Raw genomic sequence first — 21,048 nt, 5'->3', positions numbered from 1 at the left:
GATGAACGAGGAGCTGCAGTCGACCAACGACGAGCTCCAGCAGATCAACGAGGTGCTGAACACCCGCAGCGCCGAACTCGACCGGGCCAACGACTTCATCTCCTCGGTGGTGCGCAGCCTCGGCGACGCGGTCGTCGTGGTCGACAGCGACCTTCGCGTGCTGGTCTGGAGCCCGGGGGCCGAGGAGCTGTGGGGGCTGCGCCCGGAGGAGGCCATCGGCCGCCAGCTCACCGGTCTCGACATCGGCATGCCGGTCGACGACATCCTCCCCCACCTGCACCTGGCCCTGGAGAGCGCGCAGAGCGCCGGCAACGGCCGCGTCGGAGGCGCGGTGGTCAACGCCGTCAACCGGCGCGGCCGGGTCACCCGGCTCGACGTCGAGTTCTCCCGCCTGAACGCCGAGGGCACCGCCCTGCACGGCGTGATCATGGTGATGAACCTGGTCACCGAGGAGTGACCGGGCGCGGCGGGGGACGACGCGGGTGAGAGGAGCCGTGCCCGCGTCACCCTTGCGTCAGCCGGATGAGCGCGAGCCGACCGCCTCGCCGGGCATGGGGATGGACAGCTCGCCCTGGATGAGGGCCCGGCTGGCGGTGGTGAGCTTGAGGTTGTGCGCGCGGGCGTAGCCGCGCAGCACGGTGAAGGCCCGCTCGGGCGCCAGGTTCAGCCGCCCGGCCAGCAGCCCCTTCGCCTGCTCGATCATGATCCGGCTGTTCAGGGCGAGCTGGAGCTGCTCGGTGACCGACTCGTGATGCCGTACGGCGCGGCGGTGCAGGATGCCGATGGTGGCCATGTCGGCCATGACCTGACCGAACCCGGCCGCCTCCGGGTCCATCGGGCCCGGCGAGGTGCGGAAGAGGCTCATGGCGCCGATGCCCTGTTCGCGCAGGCGCATCGGCAGGGTGTCCACCGCGGCGAACCCGGCCCCCACCGCCGCGGGGGCGAAGCGCGGCCAGCGGCCGCCGGCGGCCGACAGGTCGGGGCAGCGCACCGGGGCGCGGGCGCGGTAGGCCTCCAGGGTGGGCCCCTCCTTCCGCTTCAGCTGGGACAGCCCCAGGACCCGCGCCTCCTCGTTGGAGGCGGCCACCATGCTCAGCGGACCCTCGGGATCGGCGAGCAGGACCGCGCAGGCGGTGACGCCGAGCAGGTCCACGCTGTGATGGGTGAGGGTGTCCAGGAAGTCGATGATGTCGAAGTCATTCACCAGGGTGTCGGCCAATTCCACGAGGACTCGGCCCGCACGCCGGTCGGAGAGTCTCATCTCGTCTCCTCGGGAGCTGAGGCTGGAGGGGTACGCTCTACGTACCCCCAATGAAACCGGATGCAGCAGCCTCTTGCATGAAACGTGCCGATCCTACGTCGGCATCTGTGGCAAATGTCAACGTCAGCGCATAAAATAGGGTTTTCAAAGTAAATTAAGCATCTTATGCGACAATTCGCACCATTTGGATGAGTGCGAAGGTCGCACCCTTGGAGCCGTCCAGACCCCGCGGCGTCGAGGCGATGCGGTCATGGGCGGACCCGGCGCGCCGGATCCCACAGCCCTTCCATGACCGCTTCAGAGCCTCCACTGAATGCCGGCGAGGAGTGGCGCTTCGATGACCAGCAAGCCGACCGTCCGGGTTCAGGACCACGCGTCCGGGCGACAAACGAGAACATCCGTCCGCGACGACACCTTCCCTCACGATCTCCGTGACGACGCCCTCCCGCCGGATCCGGATCTCCATGCGACGTCGCCGACGCGCATGCGCGGGATCCCCTTCGTCTTCCGCAGGAGCGACCACGCCGCAGAACGGCTTGTGACCGGCGACCTCCAGGCGTGATCGCGCAGCCGGATGCCCCGCGGGGGCGGGCATCCGGCCCGGCGCCCCCGCCCCTTCGGACGAGCGTGGACACATGATCGCCTACACGGTCACGACCTGGGAGTTCACCCAGGAAAAGATCAACACCGTGCGCGGCGCCGTCACCGACTACGCCTCGGCGCACGGCCTGAAAGGCGTGCGGCGCGGAGACTTCGTCCTGGCCGTCTACGAGGCCATGACCAACGTCGTCAAACACGCCGGCGGCCGGGGCCTGATCCGGATGTGGGCCGTCGGCGGCCTCCTGATCTGCGACATAACCGACAGCGGCCCCGGCATACCGGTCACGTCCTTCGACGGTGACGACCCGCCCTCCGACCACGCGCCCGGCGGCCGCGGCATCTGGCTGATCCGCCGTCTCAGCGACTCGGCCGATTTCACGACCGGCCCGCAGGGGACGACCCTGCGGATAGCGTTCCGGCTGGACGGTCCCCCTCCGGACGGGCTGCGGGTTCCGGCCTGACGGAAACCCGTCAAATCGTTGAGAGGTTTCGTGGAATGGCTGGCTGATCCGATCTGGACTCCCTATACTCCGTTCCGGAGCTAGTTGATTACTCAATGCGATAATTTGCACTTTTCAGTGCATTACAGACATCGCAGCCCCTCAGCCGTCCAGACCCCGCGGCCTGCAAGCGACGCGGCGAGAAGAGATCGCCATCCGGGATGGGTGCCCGGAGGTCCTCCCTCCATGCGTCTTCACCCTCAGTAACACGCGGGGACACGCCCATGGAATCCTTCCGGATGGCAGCGCAGCACTCGGACGGCTCTGTTCTGGTCACGGTCACAGGCGAGCTCGACATCGCCACCAGGCCGGAGCTCTGCGACTACGTCGATCGCCTGCTCCGGCCCCGCCCCGGCACGCTCGTCCTCGACCTCAGCGAGGTCACCTTCATGGACGCCTGCGGCCTGGGCGCGCTCATCATCCTGCGCCGGCACGCCACCGAGCGGGGAACACGGCTGGCTATCTGCGGCGCCTCGCCCGCCGTCTCCTCAGTCATCTCCATGACCGAGCTGACGTCTTTCTTCCCCGTGTGCCCGGAGGCCGCCGCCCCGTTCGACGGGCCCCAGCGCCGTCCTCCGCCCGAACACGCCTCCGCCGGTACCGGCGGATACGGCTTGTACCTCATCGTCGGCGGAAACAGGTTCAATCTGTGAAGAAGCTCATCAACAGCGCAGAGTCGGTGGTCACCGACGCATTGCGCGGGGTCGCGGCCGCGCATCCCGATCTCCGGGTGGACCCGGGCAACCGCATCGTGTTCCGCGCCTCCGGACCGCGTCCCGGCAAGGTGGGGCTGGTCTCCGGAGGAGGCTCCGGGCACGAACCGCTGCACGCCGGCTTCGTCGGGTACGGCATGCTCGACGCGGCCTGCCCCGGCGAGATCTTCACCTCCCCCGTCCCCGACCAGGTGATCGAGGCCGGCGCGGCCGTGGACGGCGGGGCCGGAGTGCTGCACATCGTGAAGAACTACACCGGCGACGTCCTGAACTTCCACATGGCCGCCGAGCTGTGCGCCGAGGAGGGCATGCAGGTGGCGAGCGTGCTCGTGGACGACGACGTCGCGGTCCGCGACTCGCTCCACACGGCGGGCCGCCGCGGCACCGGCGCCACGGTCTTCGTGGAGAAGATCGCCGGAGCCCTGGCCGAGACCGGCGCGCCGCTGGCCGAGGTGGCGCGGGTGGCCCGCGAGGTCAACGCCCGCAGCCGGTCCTTCGGCGTGGCGCTGAGCGCCTGCACCACTCCCGTCTCCGGCAAGCCCACCTTCGAGCTGAGCGAGACCGAGGTCGAGCTCGGCGTGGGCATCCACGGCGAGCCCGGCCGCTCCCGCGGCCCCATGCGCGAGGCCCGGGAGCTGGTCCGCCTGGCCGTGGACGCCCTCCACGAGGACCTGCCGGTCTCCGGAGACGTCCTGGTCATGGTCAACGGCATGGGCGGCACGCCGCTCATCGAGCTCTACGTCACCTTCGCCGAGGTGGCCGACGCCCTGGCGGACAGGGGGGCGCGGGCCGTACGGAGCCTGGTGGGCGACTACGTCACCAGCCTCGACATGCAGGGGTTCTCGGTCACGGTCTGCCACCTGACCGAGGAGCTCACCCGCCTGTGGGACGCCCCCGTCCAGACGCCGGCCCTGCGCTGGGGCCGCTGAGGTGGACATCGAGCCCTTCCGCCTGTGGATCGAGGAGATCGCCGGCTCCGTCCGGGCGGAGAAGGACATGCTCACCCGGCTCGACGCCGCGATCGGCGACGCCGACCACGGCGCCAACCTCGAGCGGGGCTTCGACGCGGCGCTCCAGGCGGTGCGTGATCGGGCTCCGGCGACCCCCGGGGCGCTGCTGACCCTGGTGGGCACCACGCTCATCCGCAAGGTCGGCGGGGCCTCCGGGCCGCTGTACGGCACGGCCTTCCGCGAGGCGGGCAGGGCGCTGGGCGAGGCGCCCGCCGTCTCCGCGGCCGATCTGGCCGGGGCGCTGGAGGCCGGGCTGGCGGGGGTGGTGAAGCTGGGGTCGGCCGCCGAGGGCGACAAGACCATGGTGGACGCGCTCACCCCGGCGGTCGAGACGCTGGCGCGGGCCGCGCGGGACCGGGACGACCTCACCGGGCGGGAGCTGGCCGAGGCCCTGCGGGCCGCCGCCGAGGCGGCCGGGAAGGGGGCCGAGGCCACGATCCCGATGCAGGCGCGCAAGGGCAGGGCCAGCTATCTGGGCCCCCGCAGCATCGGCCACCGGGACCCCGGCGCCACCTCCGCCGCCCTCATCGTCTCGGCCCTGCACCGGGCGGTGACCCGATGAGCCGTCCCCACGACCCCTCTGACCCCTCTGACCCCTACGGCGCCGCCCCGGCGAACCACCGGAACGGCAACACCCCGACGGGCCGTCTGAACGGCGACAGCCCGGGGCGCCACCTGAACGGCGACACCCCGGGACACCACCTGAACGGTGACAGTTCAGAGCACCATCGGAACGGCGACACCCCGGGGGGCCCGGTGAACGGGGGCGGCCCGGCGGGCTCCGCCTCTGCGGGGGCCTCCCCGGAAGCCTCTCCGGCGCCCTCCCCCGGACCGGAGCACCGGCGGGTCCCCGCGGCGGTGGGCATCGTGCTCGTCTCCCACAGCGGTCCGCTGGCCGTGGAGGTGGCGGCGCTGGTGGCGGGCATCTGCGGGCTGGACGTCCCGCTGGTGGCCGCCGGAGGCACCGAGGACGGCGGGCTGGGCACCAGTGCCGACCTGGTCGCCGCGGCGGTCGAGAAGGCGGACCGGGGCGACGGGGTGGTGCTCATCCCCGACCTGGGCGGCTCGGTGCTGACCGCGCGGCTGTTCGAGGGACCCCGCGCGGTGGTCGCCGACGTGCCGTTCGTGGAGGGCGCGATCGCCGCCGCCGTCGCGGCGGGCTCGGGCGCGCCGCTGCAGGCCGTACTCGCCGCCGCCGAGGAGGCCCGGAACTTCCGCAAGCTCTGACCCGCCCCCTCCGGACACCGGCCCACGCCTAACCCGGAGGGCGTGGGCCGGATCGTTCACCGGGCAGGCCGGATCACTTGCAGCGGGCCGGCGACGGAGGATCAAGCCCGTCTTCGTGTGTCCCCCAGCCGATAGACGTTCCTCGATCATCGGACGCCGGCGAGCACAGACGGGCTTGAGCCGGAGGAGTCGGGCTGCTGGGCTCTGCTTGGAACGCGGCAGACGGGACGATCAGGCTTTCCCTCAGCCACCTACGGTCATCGGCTCGGTGAATCGCGATCATCCCGGAGCCGAGGCCCCCGCCGGAGGCTGAGTGGCTCCTGTTTTTTCGTGTGTGTGTGTGACGATCGGAGGATGGGCCCTGACGAGCGTCTAGCCCTGATAGAGGCGGCGCGCATGCAAGCGCAGGCGGCCACGAAGCGGGCTGCGGAGGCTGCGGTACGGCTTGCTGAGCTGAGGAAGCGACAAAAAATCCTCGCCGAGCGTGTGGCCCGTTCCGAGGCGCGCAGGCAGCAGGCGGAGATCAATCGGGCGATGGCCGAGACGCGGATGGTGCAGGCGCATTTGTCGGCGGCCGAGGCGCATGAACGGGCGGCGTCCTGGTTTGAGGTGTTGGCCGGGGTTGAGGACAGGGTCTCGCATCAGGGGCGAGCCGATCGGCATCGTAGGGCTGCATCGGAGGATCGGCGGACGGCCCGGGAGTATCAAAGTCCGCCGACGGAAGCGCCGATCGAGTAGGAGCATGGGTGCCACAAGCTCCGCCACACCGCCGCGTCGGCGTGGCTCGCCGCCGGCGTCGATATCGTGACCGTCGCCGAGTACCCCGGGCACAGCGATCCCGGCTTCACTCTGCGGACGTACACCCACCTGATGCCCAGTGCGACCGAGCGGGCAGGGCGGGCCATGGACGTCTTATTCGCCGATGGCACGTGTGCCCTGGATGTGCCCCGGACGTGATCGTCCGGGGCATCACTCCAGATAGAGACCGTGCACCGTCACTTGTAGCGGAAGTAGACGAACAGGCGGCCGTGGTTCTTGGCGTCCTTGTCGATGCGGTGGTAGAGGGCCTTGATCTCTTTCTGCTCCAGGAAGCGCAGCACCTTCTTCTTGAGCTGGCCCGAGCCCTTGCCGGGGATGATCTCGACCTCGGTGGCCCGCTTCCTGATGGCCTCGTCGATGATCCCCCGCAGCGCCTTGTCGATCTCTCCGCCCCGGTTGTAGATGGGGTGGAGATCCAGCTTGAGCTTCACCAGGCCTCCCGCGCAGCGTGTCGGGACAGTCTACGCACGCGGGAGCGGTGGCAGGGCGGCCGGTTCGGTCACCGGTGGAGATAGTCGACCAGGGAGGCCTTCTCGGTCTCGAGGATCTCGATGGAGCTCTTCACCACGTCGCCGATGCTGACGATCCCCACCAGGCGGCCGTCGGTCACGACGGGGACGTGCCGGATCCGGTGGGTGGTCATGGCCTGGCGGAGGTGGTCGACGTTGGCGTCCGGCGGGCAGGTGCGCACCTCGGTCGTCATGATGGAGGAGACCGGCGCGTTCAGCACCTCCGCGCCGCGGTCGTGGAGGCGACGTACCACGTCGCGTTCGGAGACGATGCCCGCGATCGAGGACCCGTCCTCGGAGACCACCACGGCGCCGATGTTGTTGTCGGCCAGCACGGTCAGCAACTCGTCGACGGTCGCGTCAGGGCGGACGGTCGCCACATGGGACCCCTTGCCCTTCAGAATCGTCCCGATAAGCATGGACATCACCTCGGTTCGGCCCGGCTCAGGTGTGTATCGCTATCTTCCCCGTCGCGGCTGCGGCTAAGCGCGCCCGCCGGTAAACCTCAATTGGCGGCCAGCAGCCGGACGGCGTCGAGGGCGAGGGAGATCTCCACGATGTCCAGCGGGCGCGCCAGAGAACGGCCCGTGAGCTGCTCGATCCTGCGGATGCGGTTGAAGACGGTGTTGCGGTGGCAGTACAGCTGGCCGGCCGCGCGCATCGCCGATCCCTCGCAGCGCAGCCACGCCTCCAGGGTGCCCAGCAGGACCTCCCTGTCGGCCGGGTCCAGGGCCAGCACCGGCCGCAGCACGGCGGCGCTGAGGTGCCCGGCGAGCTCGGGCTGGCTGACCACCAGGGCGGAGGGGAGCCGGTCCTCCAGGCGGGCGATCTCGGGCCCCTCCCCCGTGCAGGTCCGCAGGGCCAGCTCGGCGAGCCTGCGGGCGCGGCCCAGCTCGCCCAGGCCCTCGACCGCCGGGCTGATCCCGGCGCAGCCGGTGACGTGCGGGCGCAGGGCGCCGACCAGCGTGTCCATCTCCTCGTCGTGGAGCAGGACGACCGCCACCTCGTAGTCGGGGCGCATCCGCCACAGCAGCCGCATCGCGCCCAGGCTCGCCGGGCGGGCCCCGTCGGCGGCGTGGTCGTCACGGCCGGGCAGGCGGGTGATGACCACCGCGTAGCGGCCCAGCTCCGGCAGGTCCAGCGCGGCGGCGGCGCTGCGCACCAGGGTGGCGTCGGCCCGGTCCTCCAGCAGGGCGTCGAGCAGGGCCTGGATCCGCTCGGCTGTGCGGCCGAACATCTCGGCCTCGCGGCGGCGGTAGGCCTCGGCGGCGGCGACCGCCTGCCGGTCCACGGCGTTCCAGACCTTGGTGGCGCCGCGGATGAGCACCGGCAGGCTGTCGGGCTCCTCCTCGGCGATGACGCCGACCAGCCCGTCCCACATCACCTGGGCGGAGACGCGGTAGCTGCGCAGCAGCGAGTCCATCGGCAGTCCCTGCTCGGCGCGGCGCAGGGCGGTCTTCTCGGCCTGCTGCAGGTCCCGCCGCTCCGACACCGGCAGCAGGATCGCGCCGATGCCCTCCCGCATGGCCTCGTACACGCTCTGCCAGTGGTCGTCGGTGGGCACCATCCTCCGGTAGGCCTCGTCGGTGTCGCGTGTCCTGGCGACCAGCTCGTCGGTGAGCTCGGGAAGCCGCCCCAGCAGCCGGCGGGCGGCCAGCTGCATGATCCTGCGCACCTCGTCGTCGGTGGTGGTCCGGATCCCCATCGGGCAATGGTGTCAGGCGTCCCCGCAGCCGAACAAGGTTCTGTTCCCTTTCGTGATCCTCGGCTGTGCTGACGCACAACGGGCACCGGTCCGTCGTGGGCGCCAGTCCCGACTTCCCCCGGCCCTCTGGACTGACGGTGAACAGCCTGGGTTGGGTGCGTTCCATCGGTTGTCAGGAGGCACACATGAACGTCCACGACCCCGGACCGCCCGGAGACTCCGGGCTGACGGTCAGGGATCTGGCGGTGAACTACGGCCCCGTGACGGCTCTGCGCGGAGTCTCCCTGGACGTTCCGCGCGGTGCCGTGGTCACGGTGCTCGGCGGCAACGGCGCGGGCAAGTCCACGTTGCTGCGCGCCATATCCGGCACGCTCCGGTTCCACCGGGGCGGGATCGGCGCCGGGGCGGTCGCCTTCGGCGGGCGGAGGCTGTCGGGCGCGTCCACCTCGGCGGTCGTCGCGCACGGCGTCGTCCAGGTGCCCGAGGGCCGCAAGGTCTTCGCCAGGATGACGGTGGAGGAGAACCTGCGGGCCGGGGCGCTGGGAGCCAGGGACCGCAGGGCCGCCGCCGAGGCCAGGGAGCGCGTGCTCACGCTCTTCCCGGTGCTCGCCGAGCGGGCCCGGCAGCGGGCCGGCCTGCTGTCCGGAGGAGAGCAGCAGATGCTCGCCATCGGCCGCGCGCTGATGGCCCGGCCGAAGATGCTCCTGCTCGACGAGCCCACCCTGGGCCTGGCGCCCATGATGGCGCTGCGCATCGCCGACACCGTCCGGGAGATCAACGCCCAGGGCACGACGGTGCTGCTGGTGGAGCAGAACGCCGCGCTGGCCCTGTCCCTGGCCGGTCACGCCTACGTGCTGGAGGTCGGCCGGGTGGTGCTCTCCGGGCCCGCGGCGGAGCTGGCCGAGAGCGACGAGGTGCGCCGCCGCTATCTGGGCATCGGAGACGACCGTGACGAGGCCCTGCTGAGCGGTGCGCCTTCGATCCGCCCTGCGCTGACCAGGTGGACGGCATGACACTTTCGGGGGATCTCGCATGAGCGACGCATACCAACCGGACGGTATGGAACCGTCCATCCCGAAGCTGGAGGTCCGCGACGTCACCGTGCGCTTCGCCGGCCTCGTCGCGCTCGACGCGGTCAGCTTCACCGTCGAGCCGGGCAGCGTGCACGCGGTCATCGGCCCGAACGGCGCCGGCAAGTCGACCTGCTTCAACGTGCTGTCGGGCGTCTACCGCGCCACCTCGGGCAGCGTGCGCTTCGGCGACGCCGAGCTGACCGCCCTGCCGCCGCACCGCATCGCCGCGCTGGGCATGGCGCGCACCTTCCAGAACATCGCGCTCTCGCCGCGCCTGTCGGTGCGCGACAACCTGATGCTCGGACGCCACCGGCTGACCCGGGCGGGGTTCGTCTCGGCGGGGCTGCGCCTGCCCTCGGCCCGCCGGGAGGCCGCCCGGCACGGTGAGCGGGTGGAGGAGATCGCCGCCTTCGTCGGTCTCACCCCCCAGCTGGCGATGCCCGTCGGGCTGCTGCCGTACGGCGTGCAGAAGCGGGTGGAGCTGGCGCGGGCGCTGTGCATGGAGCCCAAGCTGCTGATGCTCGACGAGCCGGTGGCCGGCATGAACGGCGGCGAGCGGCGCGAGATGGCCGAGCTGATCATCGCCGTCCGGGAGAGCCTGGGCATCTCGATCCTGCTGGTCGAGCACGACATGGGCATGGTGATGCGGCTCGCCGACGCGGTGACGGTGCTGGACTTCGGCAGGCGCATCGCCGACGGCCCGCCCGAGACCGTGCAGAACGACCCCGAGGTCATCCGGGCCTACCTGGGTGCGACGAGCGAGACCGAGGAGGCCGCTCCGTGACGACTTTTCTCGAACTCCTGGTGAACGGGATCTCCATCGGGGCGGTGTACGCCCTGATCGCCCTGGGGTTCGTCATCATCTTCAAGGCGACCGAGGTGGTCAACTTCGCCCACGCCTCGCTGCTGCTGGTCGGCGGGTTCATCGTCGCCAAGACGCACGAGTCCCTCGGCTTCTGGCTCGCCCTGCTGCTCGGCCTGGCCGGGGCGGCGGCCCTGGGGGCCCTGATCGAGTTCGCGGTCATCCGCCGGGCGAATGTGGTCTCGCACAGCATCCTGGCGATCGTCACGATCGGCGTGGACATCGTGCTGACCACGGAGCTGACCCGGCAGATCGGCACCGAGGTGCTGGCCCTGGGCGACCCGTGGGGCAGCGAGGTGCTGCACATCGGGGCGGTCAACATCCCGCTGGCCCGGATCGCCGCCCTGGTCACCGCGAGCCTGGTGATCGCCCTGTTCCTGCTGGCGTTCAAGTACACCAACTGGGGCATCGCGATGCGCGCCACGGCCGAGGACTCCGAGACCGCCGCCCTGATGGGCGTGCGGCGCGGCCGGGTGTCGATGGGGGCCTGGGCGGTGGCCGGGGCGCTGGCCGCCCTGGCCGCGCTCTTCATGTGCATCTTCCCCACGCCCGGCCTGGACCGCACCGTGACGGCCACCGCCATGAAGGCCTTCCCCGCCGCGATCCTCGGCGGCCTGGACTCCACCACCGGGGCCCTGGCCGGCGGGCTCATCATCGGGGTCACCGAGTCGCTGGTCGGCGGCTACCAGAGCGAGCTGGTCTTCCTGGGCCGGGGGCTCGGCGACGTCGCGCCGTTCCTCGTCATGATCATCATCCTGCTCATCCGCCCCGCGGGTCTGTTCGGGACAAGGGAGCTGGCCCGTGTCTAGGAGCACCATCCTCTGGTCGGCCGTCCTGGCCGCGGCGGCCGTCGTCATCCCGTTCTACCTGGACGCCTCCTGGCTGCAGGACGGGCTGTTCGCGATGGCCGCGGCGATCGGCGCGATCGGTCTCAACCTGCTGACCGGCGCCACCGGCCAGCTGTCCATGGGCCACGCGTTCTTCCTGGCGGTCGGCGCGTTCGGTTACGTCTACTTCGCCTCCGAGCCGCAGGAAGGGGGCGCCCACGCCCTGGGCGGGCTGGGCCTGCCCACCCCCCTGGCCGCCGTCCTGGCGGTGCTGCTGGCCGGCGTGGCGGGCGGGCTGTTCAGCCCCATCGCCGCCCGGCTGAAGGGCGCCTACCTCGGCATCGCCACCCTGGCGCTGATCTTCATCGGCCAGTTCGCGATGACCAACGCCACGCCGGTGACCGGCGGCCACAACGGCAGGCCGGTGCCGCCCATGGAGCTGTTCGGGTTCGTCTTCGCTGACACGCCCGAGGCTCCGCTGGTGATCGCGGGCGTGCCGTTCGGCGCGCTGGAGCGGCTGTGGTTCCTCGGCGCGATCCTGCTGCTCGGCGCGGGGCTGTTCGCCCGCGGAGTGCTGCGGGGCCGTCCCGGCCGGGCCATGAACACCATCCGCGACCACGAGATCGCCGCCGGGGTGATGGGCGTGCCGGTCTCCCGCTACCGCGCCGGCGTGTTCGTGCTGTCGTCCATGTACGGCGGGCTGGCCGGCGTGCTGATCGCGCTGGTCTTCCAGCAGACGGTGCCGGACTACTTCGGCCTCCTGCTCGCCCTGGCGTACCTCGCCATGATCATCATCGGCGGGCTCGGGTCGGTGGCGGGGGCGGTGATCGGGGCGGTGTTCGTCTCGATGCTGCCCCGGCTGCTCACCCGCTACAGCGACGCCCTGCCCCTGATCGTCCAGCCCGGACAGGAGGGGGTCGGGGCCGCCGAGGCCGCCCAGATCCTGTACGGCCTCGCCGTCGTCGTGGTCGTGCTCTTCCTGCCCGGCGGGCTCCTCGGCCTGATCACCCAGCTGCGCCTGCGGATCGGCAACCGGCTCCCGGCCGCCGCCGCGCCCAAGCACTCCCTCACCCCCACCCCTGAGACAAGGAACTGACCATGGGAATCTCACGCAACTCCCGGCGGGTGGCGGCCCTGGCCGCCCTCGCCCTGGCCGTCACCGCCTGCGCCAGCGAGAAGGCCACCGGAGGCGGAGGCGACGCCGCGGCCTCCGGCGACGGGGTCAAGGTCGGCCCCGGCGTGACCGCCGACAAGATCTCGATCGGCCTCATGACCGACCTGACCGGCCCCTACGCCTCCTTCGGCAAGAGCCTGACCAACGCCCAGCAGCTGTACTTCGAGCAGACCAACCAGGCCGGCGGCGTGTGCGGGCGCCAGCTCGAGGCCGTCGTGCGCGACCACGGCTACGACGTGCAGAAGGCCGTCTCGGCCTACACCGAGATCGGGCCGAAGGTCGTGGCGCTGGCCCACGTCGTGGGCTCCCCCATGGTCAACGCGATCAAGCAGCGCATCGAGGCCGACCAGATGCTCACCATCCCGCAGGCGTGGGCCACCAACCTGCTGGGCAGCAAGCCCATCCAGGTCACCGCCACCACCTACGACATCGACATGATCAACGGCGTGGACTTCCTGGCCAAGGAGAAGGGCATCAAGTCCGGCGACAAGATCGGGCACCTGTACTTCGAGGGCGACTATGGCGAGAGCGCCCTCAACGGCTCCAAGTACGCCGCCGAGAAGCTCGGCCTGGAGCTGGTGGAGCAGAAGATCAAGGCCACCGACCAGGATATGACCGCCCAGGTCACCGCGTTCAAGAAGGCGGGCGTCAAGGCCATCCTGGTCTCCGTCGGCCCCCGCCAGACCGCCTCGCTCGTCGGCGTCTCCCTGGCCGGCGGCATGGACGTGCCGTTCGTCGGCAGCAACTCGGCCTACTCCCCGCAGCTGCTGCCCACCCCGGCCGGCCCGGCGCTGCTGAAGGACTTCTACTACATCACCGGCGGCGCCCCGATCAGCTCGGACCTGCCCGCCATGAAGAAGCTGGCCGAGGACTACAAGGCGAAGTACCCCAACGACGCCATCGACAGCGGTGTCTCGGCCGGCTACTCGGCCGCGGCCATCGTCGTCGACGCGCTCAAGAAGGCCTGCGAGAACAAGGACCTGACGAGGGCGGGCGTGGTCAACGCGCACCGCAGCCAGAACGCCTGGGGCCAGGAGTACGGCGGCGTCATGGACTTCACCGTCTTCGACAAGCCCGCCTCCCTGCGGTCCTACGTCGCCAAGCCCGACAAGGACGCGCTCGGCGGCTCGGTGACCTTCAAGGACGCGGCGGTCTCCGACCTCGCCAAGGAGTACCAGGTCCCGGTGGGCTGACACCTCACCCTCCCCCGGGCGGCCGGATGCGGCCCGCACCCCCTACAGTGGGGCGCGGGCCGTACCCGGCCCCGGGAACGATCAGGTCATCCCCGAGTAATGTGTGAAATACCACAGACCATCGCTCCCGGGGACACCATGACCGAGAAGCTGAACACCGGCAGCCACGACCTGCCGATCTCCGACGCCCTGGCCGCCTTCATGGAGACCGGGTGGGACGACACCCACCGCTCCGGCCTGGCCGCCCTCCCCCTGGCCGCCTACACGGCCAAGCGCCGCGCGGCGCTGGCCGCGCGCTTCCCCGGCGAGCGGCTGGTCATCCCCTCGGGCACCCTCAAGGTCCGCAGCAACGACAGCGACTACCGGTTCCGCCCGCACAGCGCCTTCACCTACCTCACCGCCGACCAGGAGCCCGACGACGTCCTGGTCGTCGAGCCCTCCGGCGCGGCCACGCTGTTCCTGCGCCCGCGTTCGCCCCGCTCGGCCCCGGGGACGGCCGGCCAGGAGTTCTACCGCGACCGCCGCTACGGCGAGTTCTGGGTGGGCCGCCGTCCCGACCTGGCCGAGGCCGAGGCGCTCTACCAGATCGAGTGCGCGCCGATCGACCGGCTCGGCGACGCGCTGGCCGGGCCCGCCCGGGTGCTGCGCGGGGTGGACGCCTCGGTGGACGGCCGGGTCGCCCCGCACGACGGCGACGGCGAGCTGGAGACGTTCCTGTCGGAGATGCGGCTGATCAAGGACGAGTGGGAGATCGCGGAGCTGCAGTTCTCGGTGGACGCCACCGCCCGCGGCTTCGAGGACGTGGTGCGGGCGCTGCCCCGGGCCCTGGGCGAGCGGCGCGGCGAGCGCTATCTGGAGGGCGTCTTCGGCCTGCGCGCCCGGCTGGAGGGCAACGCCACCGGCTACGACAGCATCGTGGCCTCCGGCGCCCACGCGTGCGTGCTGCACTGGATCCGCAACGACGGCCGCCTGGACGAGCGGGACCTGCTCCTGCTCGACGCGGGGGTGGAGACCGACAACCTCTACACCGCCGACATCACCAGGACCCTGCCGCTTTCGGGCCGCTTCGACCCGGTCCAGCGCCGGGTCTACGAGCTGGTCCTGGCCGCCCAGGACGCGGGCATCGCCGCCCTGCGGCCGGGGGCGCGCTTCCGCGACTTCCACCTGGCCGCCATGCGGGTCATCGCCGAGGGCCTGCACGACTGGGGCGTGCTCAAGATCAGCGCGGACGAGGCGATGGAGCCCGGCAGCGGCCTGTACCGCCGCTACACCCTGTGCAGCAGCGGCCACATGCTCGGCATGGACGTGCACGACTGCGCCAAGGCCCGCGCGGAGGTCTATCTGGACGGGCTGCTGGAGGAGGGGCACGTGCTGACCGTCGAGCCCGGCCTGTATCTGCAGCCCGACGACCTGACCCTCCCGCCGGAGCTGCGCGGCATCGGCGTGCGGATCGAGGACGACCTGGTCGTCACCGCCGACGGCGCCCGCCTGATGTCGGCGGCGCTGCCCCGCGACCCCGGCGGGATCGAGAGCTGGATGGCCTCCCTGAGCGGCTGACGGCCCCGCCCCGCGCCGCCGTTTTCCGCGTTCACCTGCGAAAAGTGTGGGGCCCTGACAAGTTGTGACCTGGGCCTCATACCTTTTCCTCAAATTCCCGGGGAAGCATCGACTTACTGGACTACCCGTCAGTAAGGTGGCTCATCCATGGTCGGAGGAGCGGATTCCGGGGTGGTCATGGCACAGCGGGCGGCGGGTTGATGGCGGAGGGCGGGCGCGACGCGGTCAGCGGCTACGTCGCCCGCAGGACCACCGACGTGCTCGGCCGCGTCGGGGACATGTCGGTGATCGCTCTTGAGGGCTTCCGCCGTACCTGGGACGTCCGCGCCTGGTTCTGGGAGTTCGTCCAGCAGTGCTGGTTCCTGGCCAAGGTCACCAGCCTGCCGGTGCTCCTGGTCTCCCTGCCGCTGGGCGCCACCGTCGCGCTCCAGGTGGGCGAGCTGGCCTGGCAGCTCGGCGCCTCCTCGGCCACCGGCAGCGCCGTCGTCGTCGGCCTGGTGCGCGAGGTCGCCCCGATGGCCTCGGCCCTGCTCATCGCCGGGGCCGGCGGGTCGGCCATGACCTCCGACATCGGCGCCCGCAACATCCGCGACGAACTGGCCGCCATGGAGGTCATGGCGGTCAACCCGATCCACCGCCTGGTCACCCCCCGGCTGTGGGCGGCGAGCACCGTGGCGGTGCTGCTGGTCCCGCTGGTCATCGTCTCCGGGGCGAGCGGCGGTTACTTCTTCAACGTGGTCGTCCAGGGCGTCACGCCGGGCGCCTACTTCGACGGGGCGGTGGCCCTGCTGGTCACCAGCGACCTGCTGGTGACGCTCCTGAAGGCGTGGATCTTCGGCTTCATCGCGGCGATCATGTCCTGCTACTTCGGCATGACCTGCCAGACCAGCCCGGTCGGCGTGGGCCGCGCGGTCAACCAGTCCACGGTCGTCACCTTCATGCTGGTGTTCGCCGTCAACTACGTGATCACGATGATCTACTTCCTGGCCTACCCGCCGAGGTCGCTGTGACGGCGCCGGTCGCGGGAGCCCGCACCGCCGGCCAGCGGGCCTACGGCGCGCTGCGCGACGGCACGGAACGCCTGGCCTCGCTGTCGGACTGGCCGATCTTCCTGTGGCGGGTCGTCTTCTACTCGGTCCGCGACATCATCCTGCGGGCCAAGTTCACCAAGGTCGTGCTCCGCCAGGTCAGCGACGTCGTGGTGGGCGTCGGCGCGACCGTCATCGGCGGCGGCATGATCTTCGTGGCCTTCACCATGGCCTTCGCGGTCGGCGCCACCGTCGGCCTGCAGGGCTACCAGGGCCTGCAGGCGATCGGCGCCGAGGCGTTCATCGGCCTGGTCGGCAGCTTCGCCAACGTCCGGGAGATCACCCCGATCATCGCGGCGGTCGCGCTGGCCGCCCAGGTCGGCTCGTCCTTCACCGCCGAGCTCGGCGCCATGCGGATCTCCGAGGAGATCGACGCGCTGGAGGTGATGGGCATCAACGCCTTCACCTACCTGATCTGCACCCGGGTGGTGGCCGCCCTGATCGCGCTGATCCCCGTCTATCTGGTCGCGCTGTTCGCCAGCTTCTTCGCCACCCGGCTGATGTGCACGGCCCTGTTCGGCATGGCGCCGGGCGTCTACGACTACTACTTCTATCTCGGCCTGCCGGTGATCGACATCGTCTACAGCGTGCTCAAGGTGGTCGTCTTCGCCTTCGCCGTGATCAGCATCCACTGCTACTACGGCTTCAACGCCACCGGCGGCCCGGTGGGCGTGGGCATCGCCGCCGGGCGGGCGATCCGCCAGTCGATCGTCACCGTGATCATCCTCAACCTGCTCCTGTCCTACCTGTTCTGGGGTCAGGGCAGCGGCGTGAAGCTGACGGGGTGAGCGGCGATGGCCCGCGGTGAGGTCCCCCTGCCGGTCAGGCTGACCATCTCGGTGGTCGTGATCGTCGTCACCGTCCTGACGCTCGTCGTCATCGTCCGGAGCACGGCCAACCACGCCGGCGTCATGCTGTCGGCCGTCTTCACCCGGGCGGGCCAGGGCCTGGACACCAACTCGCCCGTCAAGATCCGCGGCATCACCGTGGGCGGGGTCAGCTCGGTGACCCTGGACGCCCGGGGCCGGGCGGTGGTGACCATGCACGTGGAGCCCGGGATCAAGGTGCCCGAGACCGTCACCGCCGCGATCGAGCCGACCTCCGTCTTCGGCCCGAAGTTCGTCGACCTGGTCCTCGGCGCCGGGGAGACCACCGGCCCCTACCTGGGCGCCGGGGCGGTCATCACCAGGACCCGGGCGCCGGTCGACCTGTCGGACTCCCTGGCCGACGCCTACGAGGGGCTCGGCGCGGTGGACCCCGCCGACGTCACCACCATCGTGCACACCCTGGGCCGGGGCCTGGACGGCAAGGGCCCGCGGATCGGCGAGATCATCGACAGCTCCGGGAAGGTCGTCGGCGTCGCGCACCGGCACCGCGAGGACTTCCAGCGCTTCATCGGCGACGCCGCGGCGCTGAGCGAAAGCCTCTCCGACAAGGGCGACGAGGTCGTGGGCATCGCCTCCGACGTCAACGTGCTCACCCCCGGCCTGCTGGAGCGGGCCGACAAGATACGCGCGCTGATGCGGGAGTTCGACGAGCTGTCCAGCCTGAGCGCGTACGGCCTGCGCACCCACCGCGACGACCTCCGGGCCGCGGTGAACGCCGGAGAGCGCGCGGCGGCCCTGATCTACGCGCAGCTCGGCCTGGCGGGCGACGGCGTACGCGGGCTGAACCAGATCCTGAACGTCCTGAACGACCTGGTCTCGGCCCGCGGTCCGGGCGGCGCCAACCAGCTCAAGATGGAGGCCTTCGTCGCCACCGACGTATGCGAGCTGTTCATCGGCGCCTGCGGCTCCTCGAACGGCGGGTGAGCCGATGGCCCGGTCGAGAGAGCAGACCCAGCGGCTGTGGACGCTGGGCAAGTTCGGCCTCTTCCTGGCCGTGACGGTCACGCTGATCGTCCTGATCGGCGCGCAGATCGCCCGGGTGGGGGTGGGCGACACCTACGTGCTGGTGGGCACCTTCGACGACGTCTCCGGGCTGCACACGGGCGACCAGGTGAAGATCGCCGGCGCGCCGGTCGGGCAGGTGGACGAGATCGTGGTGGTCAACGGCAAGGCCGAGGTCACCCTGAGCGTGCAGACCTCCGTGAAGGTCCCCTCCGACACCACCGCCTCGGTCCGCTGGCGCAACACCATCGGCCAGCGGGTGATCTATCTGGAACCGGGCACCGCCACGGACACGCTGGCCGACGGGGCCCGGCTGAAACGGACCAGCTCGGTGGTCGACATCGGCGAGCTGGTCAGCGACCTGGGCCCGCTGACCCGGAGCCTGGATCCCGAGCAGATCAACCAGCTGCTCACCGCCGCGGGCGAGGCGCTGGACGGCAACCAGGAGAACATCCCCCTGCTGGTGGACAACCTCGACCGGCTGACCACCACCGTCGCCGAACGCAAGAAGATCATCAAAGCGCTGCTGGAGGACTACGCCACGGTGAGCGGCGTGATCGCCCGCAGGGACAAGCAGATCGCCCGGCTCGTGGACAACCTGGTCATCCTGACCGACGCCTTCGCCCGCAACCGCAAGCTGGTCGACGAGGCCCTGGTGGAGCTGTCGACCACGGCCGAGGTCAACAACCGGGTGCTCGGCGAGAACGCCGAGGAGTTCGGCCGGGTGGTGGACCACATGACCCGGCTCACCGGCGGCGTCCGGCGCAACATCGGCCGCGTCGAGAAGCTGCTGAACACCCTCACCCCGCCGCTGAGCCGCTCCTTCCAGGTGACCGGCCGGGGCCACTTCGTCACCACGGCGGTGCCCTGCGTGGCGCTCGGCCCGGTGCCCTGCCCCTACCCGATGACCACTCCGCCGCCGCTGCGCGGCGGGATGAGGCTCACCACCACGGGGAACCTGCGACGCGTACTGGTGGGGCCCTGATGGCGATCAAGTCCTTCCGCGACCGCAACAAGCTGACCGTCGGCGTGGTGTCGATGGCGGCCCTGGCCACCACCCTGATCGTCACCTTCCTGGTCGGCAACCTGGGACTGCTGGAGGGCGGGTACACGATGTCGGCGATCCTGCCGGACTCGGCCGGGCTGCGCGCGGGCAACGACGTGCGGGTGGCGGGCGTGCCCGTCGGCAAGGTCACCGAGGTCCGGGCCGACTACGCCAAGGGGCACGTCGTGGTGACCTGGAAGGTGGACGACGGCGTACGGCTCGGCGCGCAGACCCACGCGGACATCACCCTGTCCAACCTGCTGGGCGGGCGCTACGTCAAGCTCACCGGGCCGGTCACCCGGCCCTACATGGACGAGCTGCCCGAGCAGGACCGGGTGATCCCGATGGAGCGGACCAGCACGCCGACGCTGGTCACCGACGCGCTCAAGGACGCCACCCGGCTGCTGGACCGGCTGGACACCGAGGCGGTCGACACCCTCCTGCAGGAGCTGTCGGAGCTGGAGCCCGCCCCGCAGGGCCGGGTGACCAGGCTGCTGGACAACATCGGCGAGCTGTCGGAGGTCATCAGCGAGAGCGAGCCCGAGCTGCAGAGGCTGCTGGACAACGGCAACAAGATCGTAAAGGTGCTGGACGCCAAGGACGCCCAGCTCGGCCGGCTGATCGACTCCGTCGAGATCATGCTCGACGAGCTGCGGCTGCGCCGTGACGAGCTGCGGACCCTGCTCGGCGACGGCAGCGAACTGGTCGGCAGCATCACCACGCTGATCACCGAGCACGAGGAGAACCTGGTCGCGGTGATGGACGACGTGACCGCGATCAGCAACCGGCTCGACTCCACCAGCGGCAAGGCCCTCAACTCGGTCCTCACGTGGGTCGGGCCCACCTTCTCCGGGCTGGCCACCACCGGGGGGCAGGGCCCGTGGGTGGACGCCATCGCCGTCGGGCTCGGCCCGATCAACCCCGAGGTGCTCGGCGCCATCCGCCGGAACAGGAGTGACCGGTGAAGCTGCGCAGACTGGCCGCGATCCTGCTGTCGGCGACGCTCCTGGCGGGGGCGGGCGGGTGCTCGCTGCTGCCCGGCGCGGCGGGGCCGTACCGGCTGACCGCCTACTTCCGGGCGGCGCCGTCGCTGTACGAGCAGGCCAAGGTGAAGGTGATGGGCCTGGACGCGGGGACGGTGGAGAAGCTCACCGTGGAGGGCGACCGGGTCCGCGCCGACCTGCTCGTCGACGGCGGGATCCCGCTGCCCGCCGACGTCATGGCGATCGTGGCCCCGCAGAACACGCTGGGCGAGCGGAACGTGGTGCTGCACCCGCCGTGGAAGCCGGGCATGCCGCGGCTCGCGCCGGGTGCGGTGATCCCGCTGGAGCGCACCGACCTGCCGGTGGAGATCGACGACGCGCTGGCGGCGTTCACCAAGCTCACCGACGCGCTGGACACCGAGAAGATGGGCGACGTCGCCGGCGACCTGGCCGACAGCGTCAGGGGCCGGGGCGTGCAGATCAACGAGGCCCTGGACGACGCGGCCTCGCTCACCCGCACGCTCGCCGGGCAGGACGAGCAGCTGATCGAGCTGGCCGGCAACCTCAACCGGCTGGCCGTCAGCCTCAACAAGCGCGAGAAGCAGGTCAAGACGACCATCGACGCCTTCGCCGAGGCCAGCGCCGCGCTGGCGGACGAGCGGCAGCGCATGCGGCGCTTCATCACCGGCCTGGCGGAGGTGGTGCAGCGGGGTGACGCGCTGGTGGAGGCCTACCAGGTGAAGCTGCCCCGGGGCGTGACCAACCTCGCCGAGCTGGTGATCACCATGAAGGTGAACAGCGAGTCGGCGGCCGACGCCATCGCGGGGACCCGCAAGTTCGTCGACAACATGGTCATGTCCTGGGACAGGGAGCACCACGTGCTCAAGTTCCGCCTGGTCCTGAACGCGATGACCCGCGCCTGGCTGACCCCCCTGTTCGACGCCCTGGGCCTGGGCAAGGTCCCCTGCCTGCCCGGGGAGCTCAGCAACTGCCCCTGGCAGGCGAGGAGGTGA

Annotated in this window: 23 protein-coding genes and 1 pseudogene; 20 read left to right on the top strand and 4 right to left on the bottom strand. The window is 71.0% G+C overall.

The features are described 5' to 3' along the window. Positions 1 to 457: PAS domain-containing protein (locus Psi01_RS28300; RefSeq protein WP_204067166.1), on the top strand; the 457-nt coding region annotated here is incomplete at its 5' end. 57 nt (positions 458 to 514) lie between these two features. Here Psi01_RS28300 and Psi01_RS28295 read toward each other — a convergent pair. Beyond that, the gene (locus Psi01_RS28295; RefSeq protein ID WP_204067165.1) at positions 515 to 1,261 is read right to left on the bottom strand and encodes a GAF and ANTAR domain-containing protein; all 747 of its coding nucleotides are present in this window, start codon (positions 1,259 to 1,261) and stop codon (positions 515 to 517) included. Positions 1,262 to 1,896: 635 nt separating this feature from the next. Between Psi01_RS28295 and Psi01_RS28290 the strand changes: the two genes are divergently transcribed. The 7 genes and pseudogenes from Psi01_RS28290 to Psi01_RS44590 form a co-directional block, all read left to right on the top strand. After that, the gene (locus Psi01_RS28290) at positions 1,897 to 2,322 is read left to right on the top strand and encodes an ATP-binding protein (protein ID WP_204067164.1); all 426 of its coding nucleotides are present in this window, start codon (positions 1,897 to 1,899) and stop codon (positions 2,320 to 2,322) included. A gap of 278 nt (positions 2,323 to 2,600) precedes the next feature. Continuing rightward, positions 2,601 to 3,014 carry an STAS domain-containing protein gene (locus Psi01_RS28285; protein WP_204067163.1) on the top strand — a complete coding sequence of 138 codons (414 nt, stop codon included), beginning with the start codon at positions 2,601 to 2,603 and terminating at the stop codon, positions 3,012 to 3,014. Beyond that, positions 3,011 to 4,003: a dihydroxyacetone kinase subunit DhaK gene (dhaK, locus tag Psi01_RS28280; RefSeq protein WP_204067162.1), complete on the top strand. Its 993-nt coding sequence runs from the start codon at positions 3,011 to 3,013 to the stop codon at positions 4,001 to 4,003. Before Psi01_RS28285 ends, dhaK begins: the two co-directional genes overlap by 4 nt. Before the next feature lies 1 nt (position 4,004). Then, entirely contained in the window at positions 4,005 to 4,646 is a 642-nt protein-coding gene (dhaL, locus tag Psi01_RS28275) for a dihydroxyacetone kinase subunit DhaL (RefSeq protein ID WP_239128090.1), read from the top strand. Continuing rightward, the gene (locus tag Psi01_RS28270) at positions 4,643 to 5,311 is read left to right on the top strand and encodes a PTS-dependent dihydroxyacetone kinase phosphotransferase subunit DhaM (protein ID WP_204067161.1); all 669 of its coding nucleotides are present in this window, start codon (positions 4,643 to 4,645) and stop codon (positions 5,309 to 5,311) included. The genes dhaL and Psi01_RS28270 overlap by 4 nt, the downstream gene beginning before the upstream one ends. A 354-nt stretch (positions 5,312 to 5,665) precedes the next feature. Continuing rightward, the gene (locus Psi01_RS28265; protein WP_204067160.1) at positions 5,666 to 6,049 is read left to right on the top strand and encodes a hypothetical protein; all 384 of its coding nucleotides are present in this window, start codon (positions 5,666 to 5,668) and stop codon (positions 6,047 to 6,049) included. 21 nt (positions 6,050 to 6,070) lie between these two features. Beyond that, positions 6,071 to 6,268, top strand: a pseudogene (locus Psi01_RS44590) (site-specific integrase); the annotation flags it as partial. Between the two features lie 38 nt (positions 6,269 to 6,306). Here Psi01_RS44590 and Psi01_RS28255 read toward each other — a convergent pair. The 3 genes from Psi01_RS28255 to Psi01_RS28245 all read right to left on the bottom strand — a co-directional run bounded on the left by Psi01_RS28255 (position 6,307) and on the right by Psi01_RS28245 (position 8,344). Beyond that, positions 6,307 to 6,561 (bottom strand): Smr/MutS family protein, encoded by a 255-nt coding sequence (locus Psi01_RS28255; protein ID WP_068922814.1) that lies wholly within the window; start codon positions 6,559 to 6,561, stop codon positions 6,307 to 6,309. A 68-nt stretch (positions 6,562 to 6,629) separates the two neighbouring features. Next, a complete protein-coding gene (locus Psi01_RS28250) occupies positions 6,630 to 7,058 on the bottom strand; it encodes a CBS domain-containing protein (RefSeq protein WP_204067159.1) in 429 nt (142 codons plus the stop codon). A gap of 86 nt (positions 7,059 to 7,144) precedes the next feature. Next, positions 7,145 to 8,344, bottom strand: a complete 1,200-nt coding sequence (locus Psi01_RS28245) for a PucR family transcriptional regulator (protein ID WP_204067158.1) — start codon at positions 8,342 to 8,344, stop codon at positions 7,145 to 7,147. A gap of 185 nt (positions 8,345 to 8,529) precedes the next feature. On the opposite strand from Psi01_RS28245, the gene Psi01_RS28240 reads away from it, so the two are divergent. The 12 genes from Psi01_RS28240 (at position 8,530) to Psi01_RS28185 (ending at position 21,048) form a co-directional block, all read left to right on the top strand. Continuing rightward, positions 8,530 to 9,357, top strand: a complete 828-nt coding sequence (locus Psi01_RS28240; protein WP_204067157.1) for an ABC transporter ATP-binding protein — start codon at positions 8,530 to 8,532, stop codon at positions 9,355 to 9,357. 19 nt (positions 9,358 to 9,376) lie between these two features. Further along, positions 9,377 to 10,201, top strand: coding sequence for an ABC transporter ATP-binding protein (locus Psi01_RS28235; RefSeq protein WP_204067156.1), 825 nt, complete (start codon positions 9,377 to 9,379; stop codon positions 10,199 to 10,201). Then, a complete protein-coding gene (locus Psi01_RS28230) occupies positions 10,198 to 11,088 on the top strand; it encodes a branched-chain amino acid ABC transporter permease (RefSeq protein WP_204067155.1) in 891 nt (296 codons plus the stop codon). The genes Psi01_RS28235 and Psi01_RS28230 overlap by 4 nt, the downstream gene beginning before the upstream one ends. Then, the gene (locus Psi01_RS28225; RefSeq protein ID WP_239128089.1) at positions 11,081 to 12,202 is read left to right on the top strand and encodes a branched-chain amino acid ABC transporter permease; all 1,122 of its coding nucleotides are present in this window, start codon (positions 11,081 to 11,083) and stop codon (positions 12,200 to 12,202) included. Before Psi01_RS28230 ends, Psi01_RS28225 begins: the two co-directional genes overlap by 8 nt. Before the next feature lie 2 nt (positions 12,203 to 12,204). Beyond that, the gene (locus Psi01_RS28220; RefSeq protein WP_204067154.1) at positions 12,205 to 13,473 is read left to right on the top strand and encodes an ABC transporter substrate-binding protein; all 1,269 of its coding nucleotides are present in this window, start codon (positions 12,205 to 12,207) and stop codon (positions 13,471 to 13,473) included. Positions 13,474 to 13,611: 138 nt separating this feature from the next. After that, on the top strand, positions 13,612 to 15,030 hold the full coding sequence (locus Psi01_RS28215; protein WP_239128088.1) for an aminopeptidase P family protein: 1,419 nt from the start codon (positions 13,612 to 13,614) through the stop codon (positions 15,028 to 15,030). A gap of 200 nt (positions 15,031 to 15,230) precedes the next feature. Next, positions 15,231 to 16,040, top strand: a complete 810-nt coding sequence (locus tag Psi01_RS28210) for an MlaE family ABC transporter permease (protein WP_204067152.1) — start codon at positions 15,231 to 15,233, stop codon at positions 16,038 to 16,040. After that, positions 16,037 to 16,906, top strand: coding sequence for an ABC transporter permease (locus Psi01_RS28205; RefSeq protein ID WP_204067151.1), 870 nt, complete (start codon positions 16,037 to 16,039; stop codon positions 16,904 to 16,906). The genes Psi01_RS28210 and Psi01_RS28205 overlap by 4 nt, the downstream gene beginning before the upstream one ends. A gap of 6 nt (positions 16,907 to 16,912) precedes the next feature. After that, positions 16,913 to 17,929 (top strand): MCE family protein, encoded by a 1,017-nt coding sequence (locus Psi01_RS28200; protein ID WP_204067150.1) that lies wholly within the window; start codon positions 16,913 to 16,915, stop codon positions 17,927 to 17,929. 4 nt (positions 17,930 to 17,933) lie between these two features. After that, positions 17,934 to 18,992 carry an MCE family protein gene (locus Psi01_RS28195; protein ID WP_204067149.1) on the top strand — a complete coding sequence of 353 codons (1,059 nt, stop codon included), beginning with the start codon at positions 17,934 to 17,936 and terminating at the stop codon, positions 18,990 to 18,992. After that, on the top strand, positions 18,992 to 20,017 hold the full coding sequence (locus Psi01_RS28190; RefSeq protein WP_204067148.1) for an MlaD family protein: 1,026 nt from the start codon (positions 18,992 to 18,994) through the stop codon (positions 20,015 to 20,017). The genes Psi01_RS28195 and Psi01_RS28190 overlap by 1 nt, the downstream gene beginning before the upstream one ends. Beyond that, entirely contained in the window at positions 20,014 to 21,048 is a 1,035-nt protein-coding gene (locus tag Psi01_RS28185; protein WP_239128087.1) for an MCE family protein, read from the top strand. Before Psi01_RS28190 ends, Psi01_RS28185 begins: the two co-directional genes overlap by 4 nt.

The sequence above is a fragment of the Paraplanobispora siamensis genome (assembly GCF_016863175.1).
GTDB classification, from domain to species: Bacteria; Actinomycetota; Actinomycetes; order Streptosporangiales; family Streptosporangiaceae; genus Planobispora; species Planobispora siamensis.
Note: the sequence above shows the minus strand (reverse complement) of the source record. Positions and strands in the feature narration are given on the sequence as shown.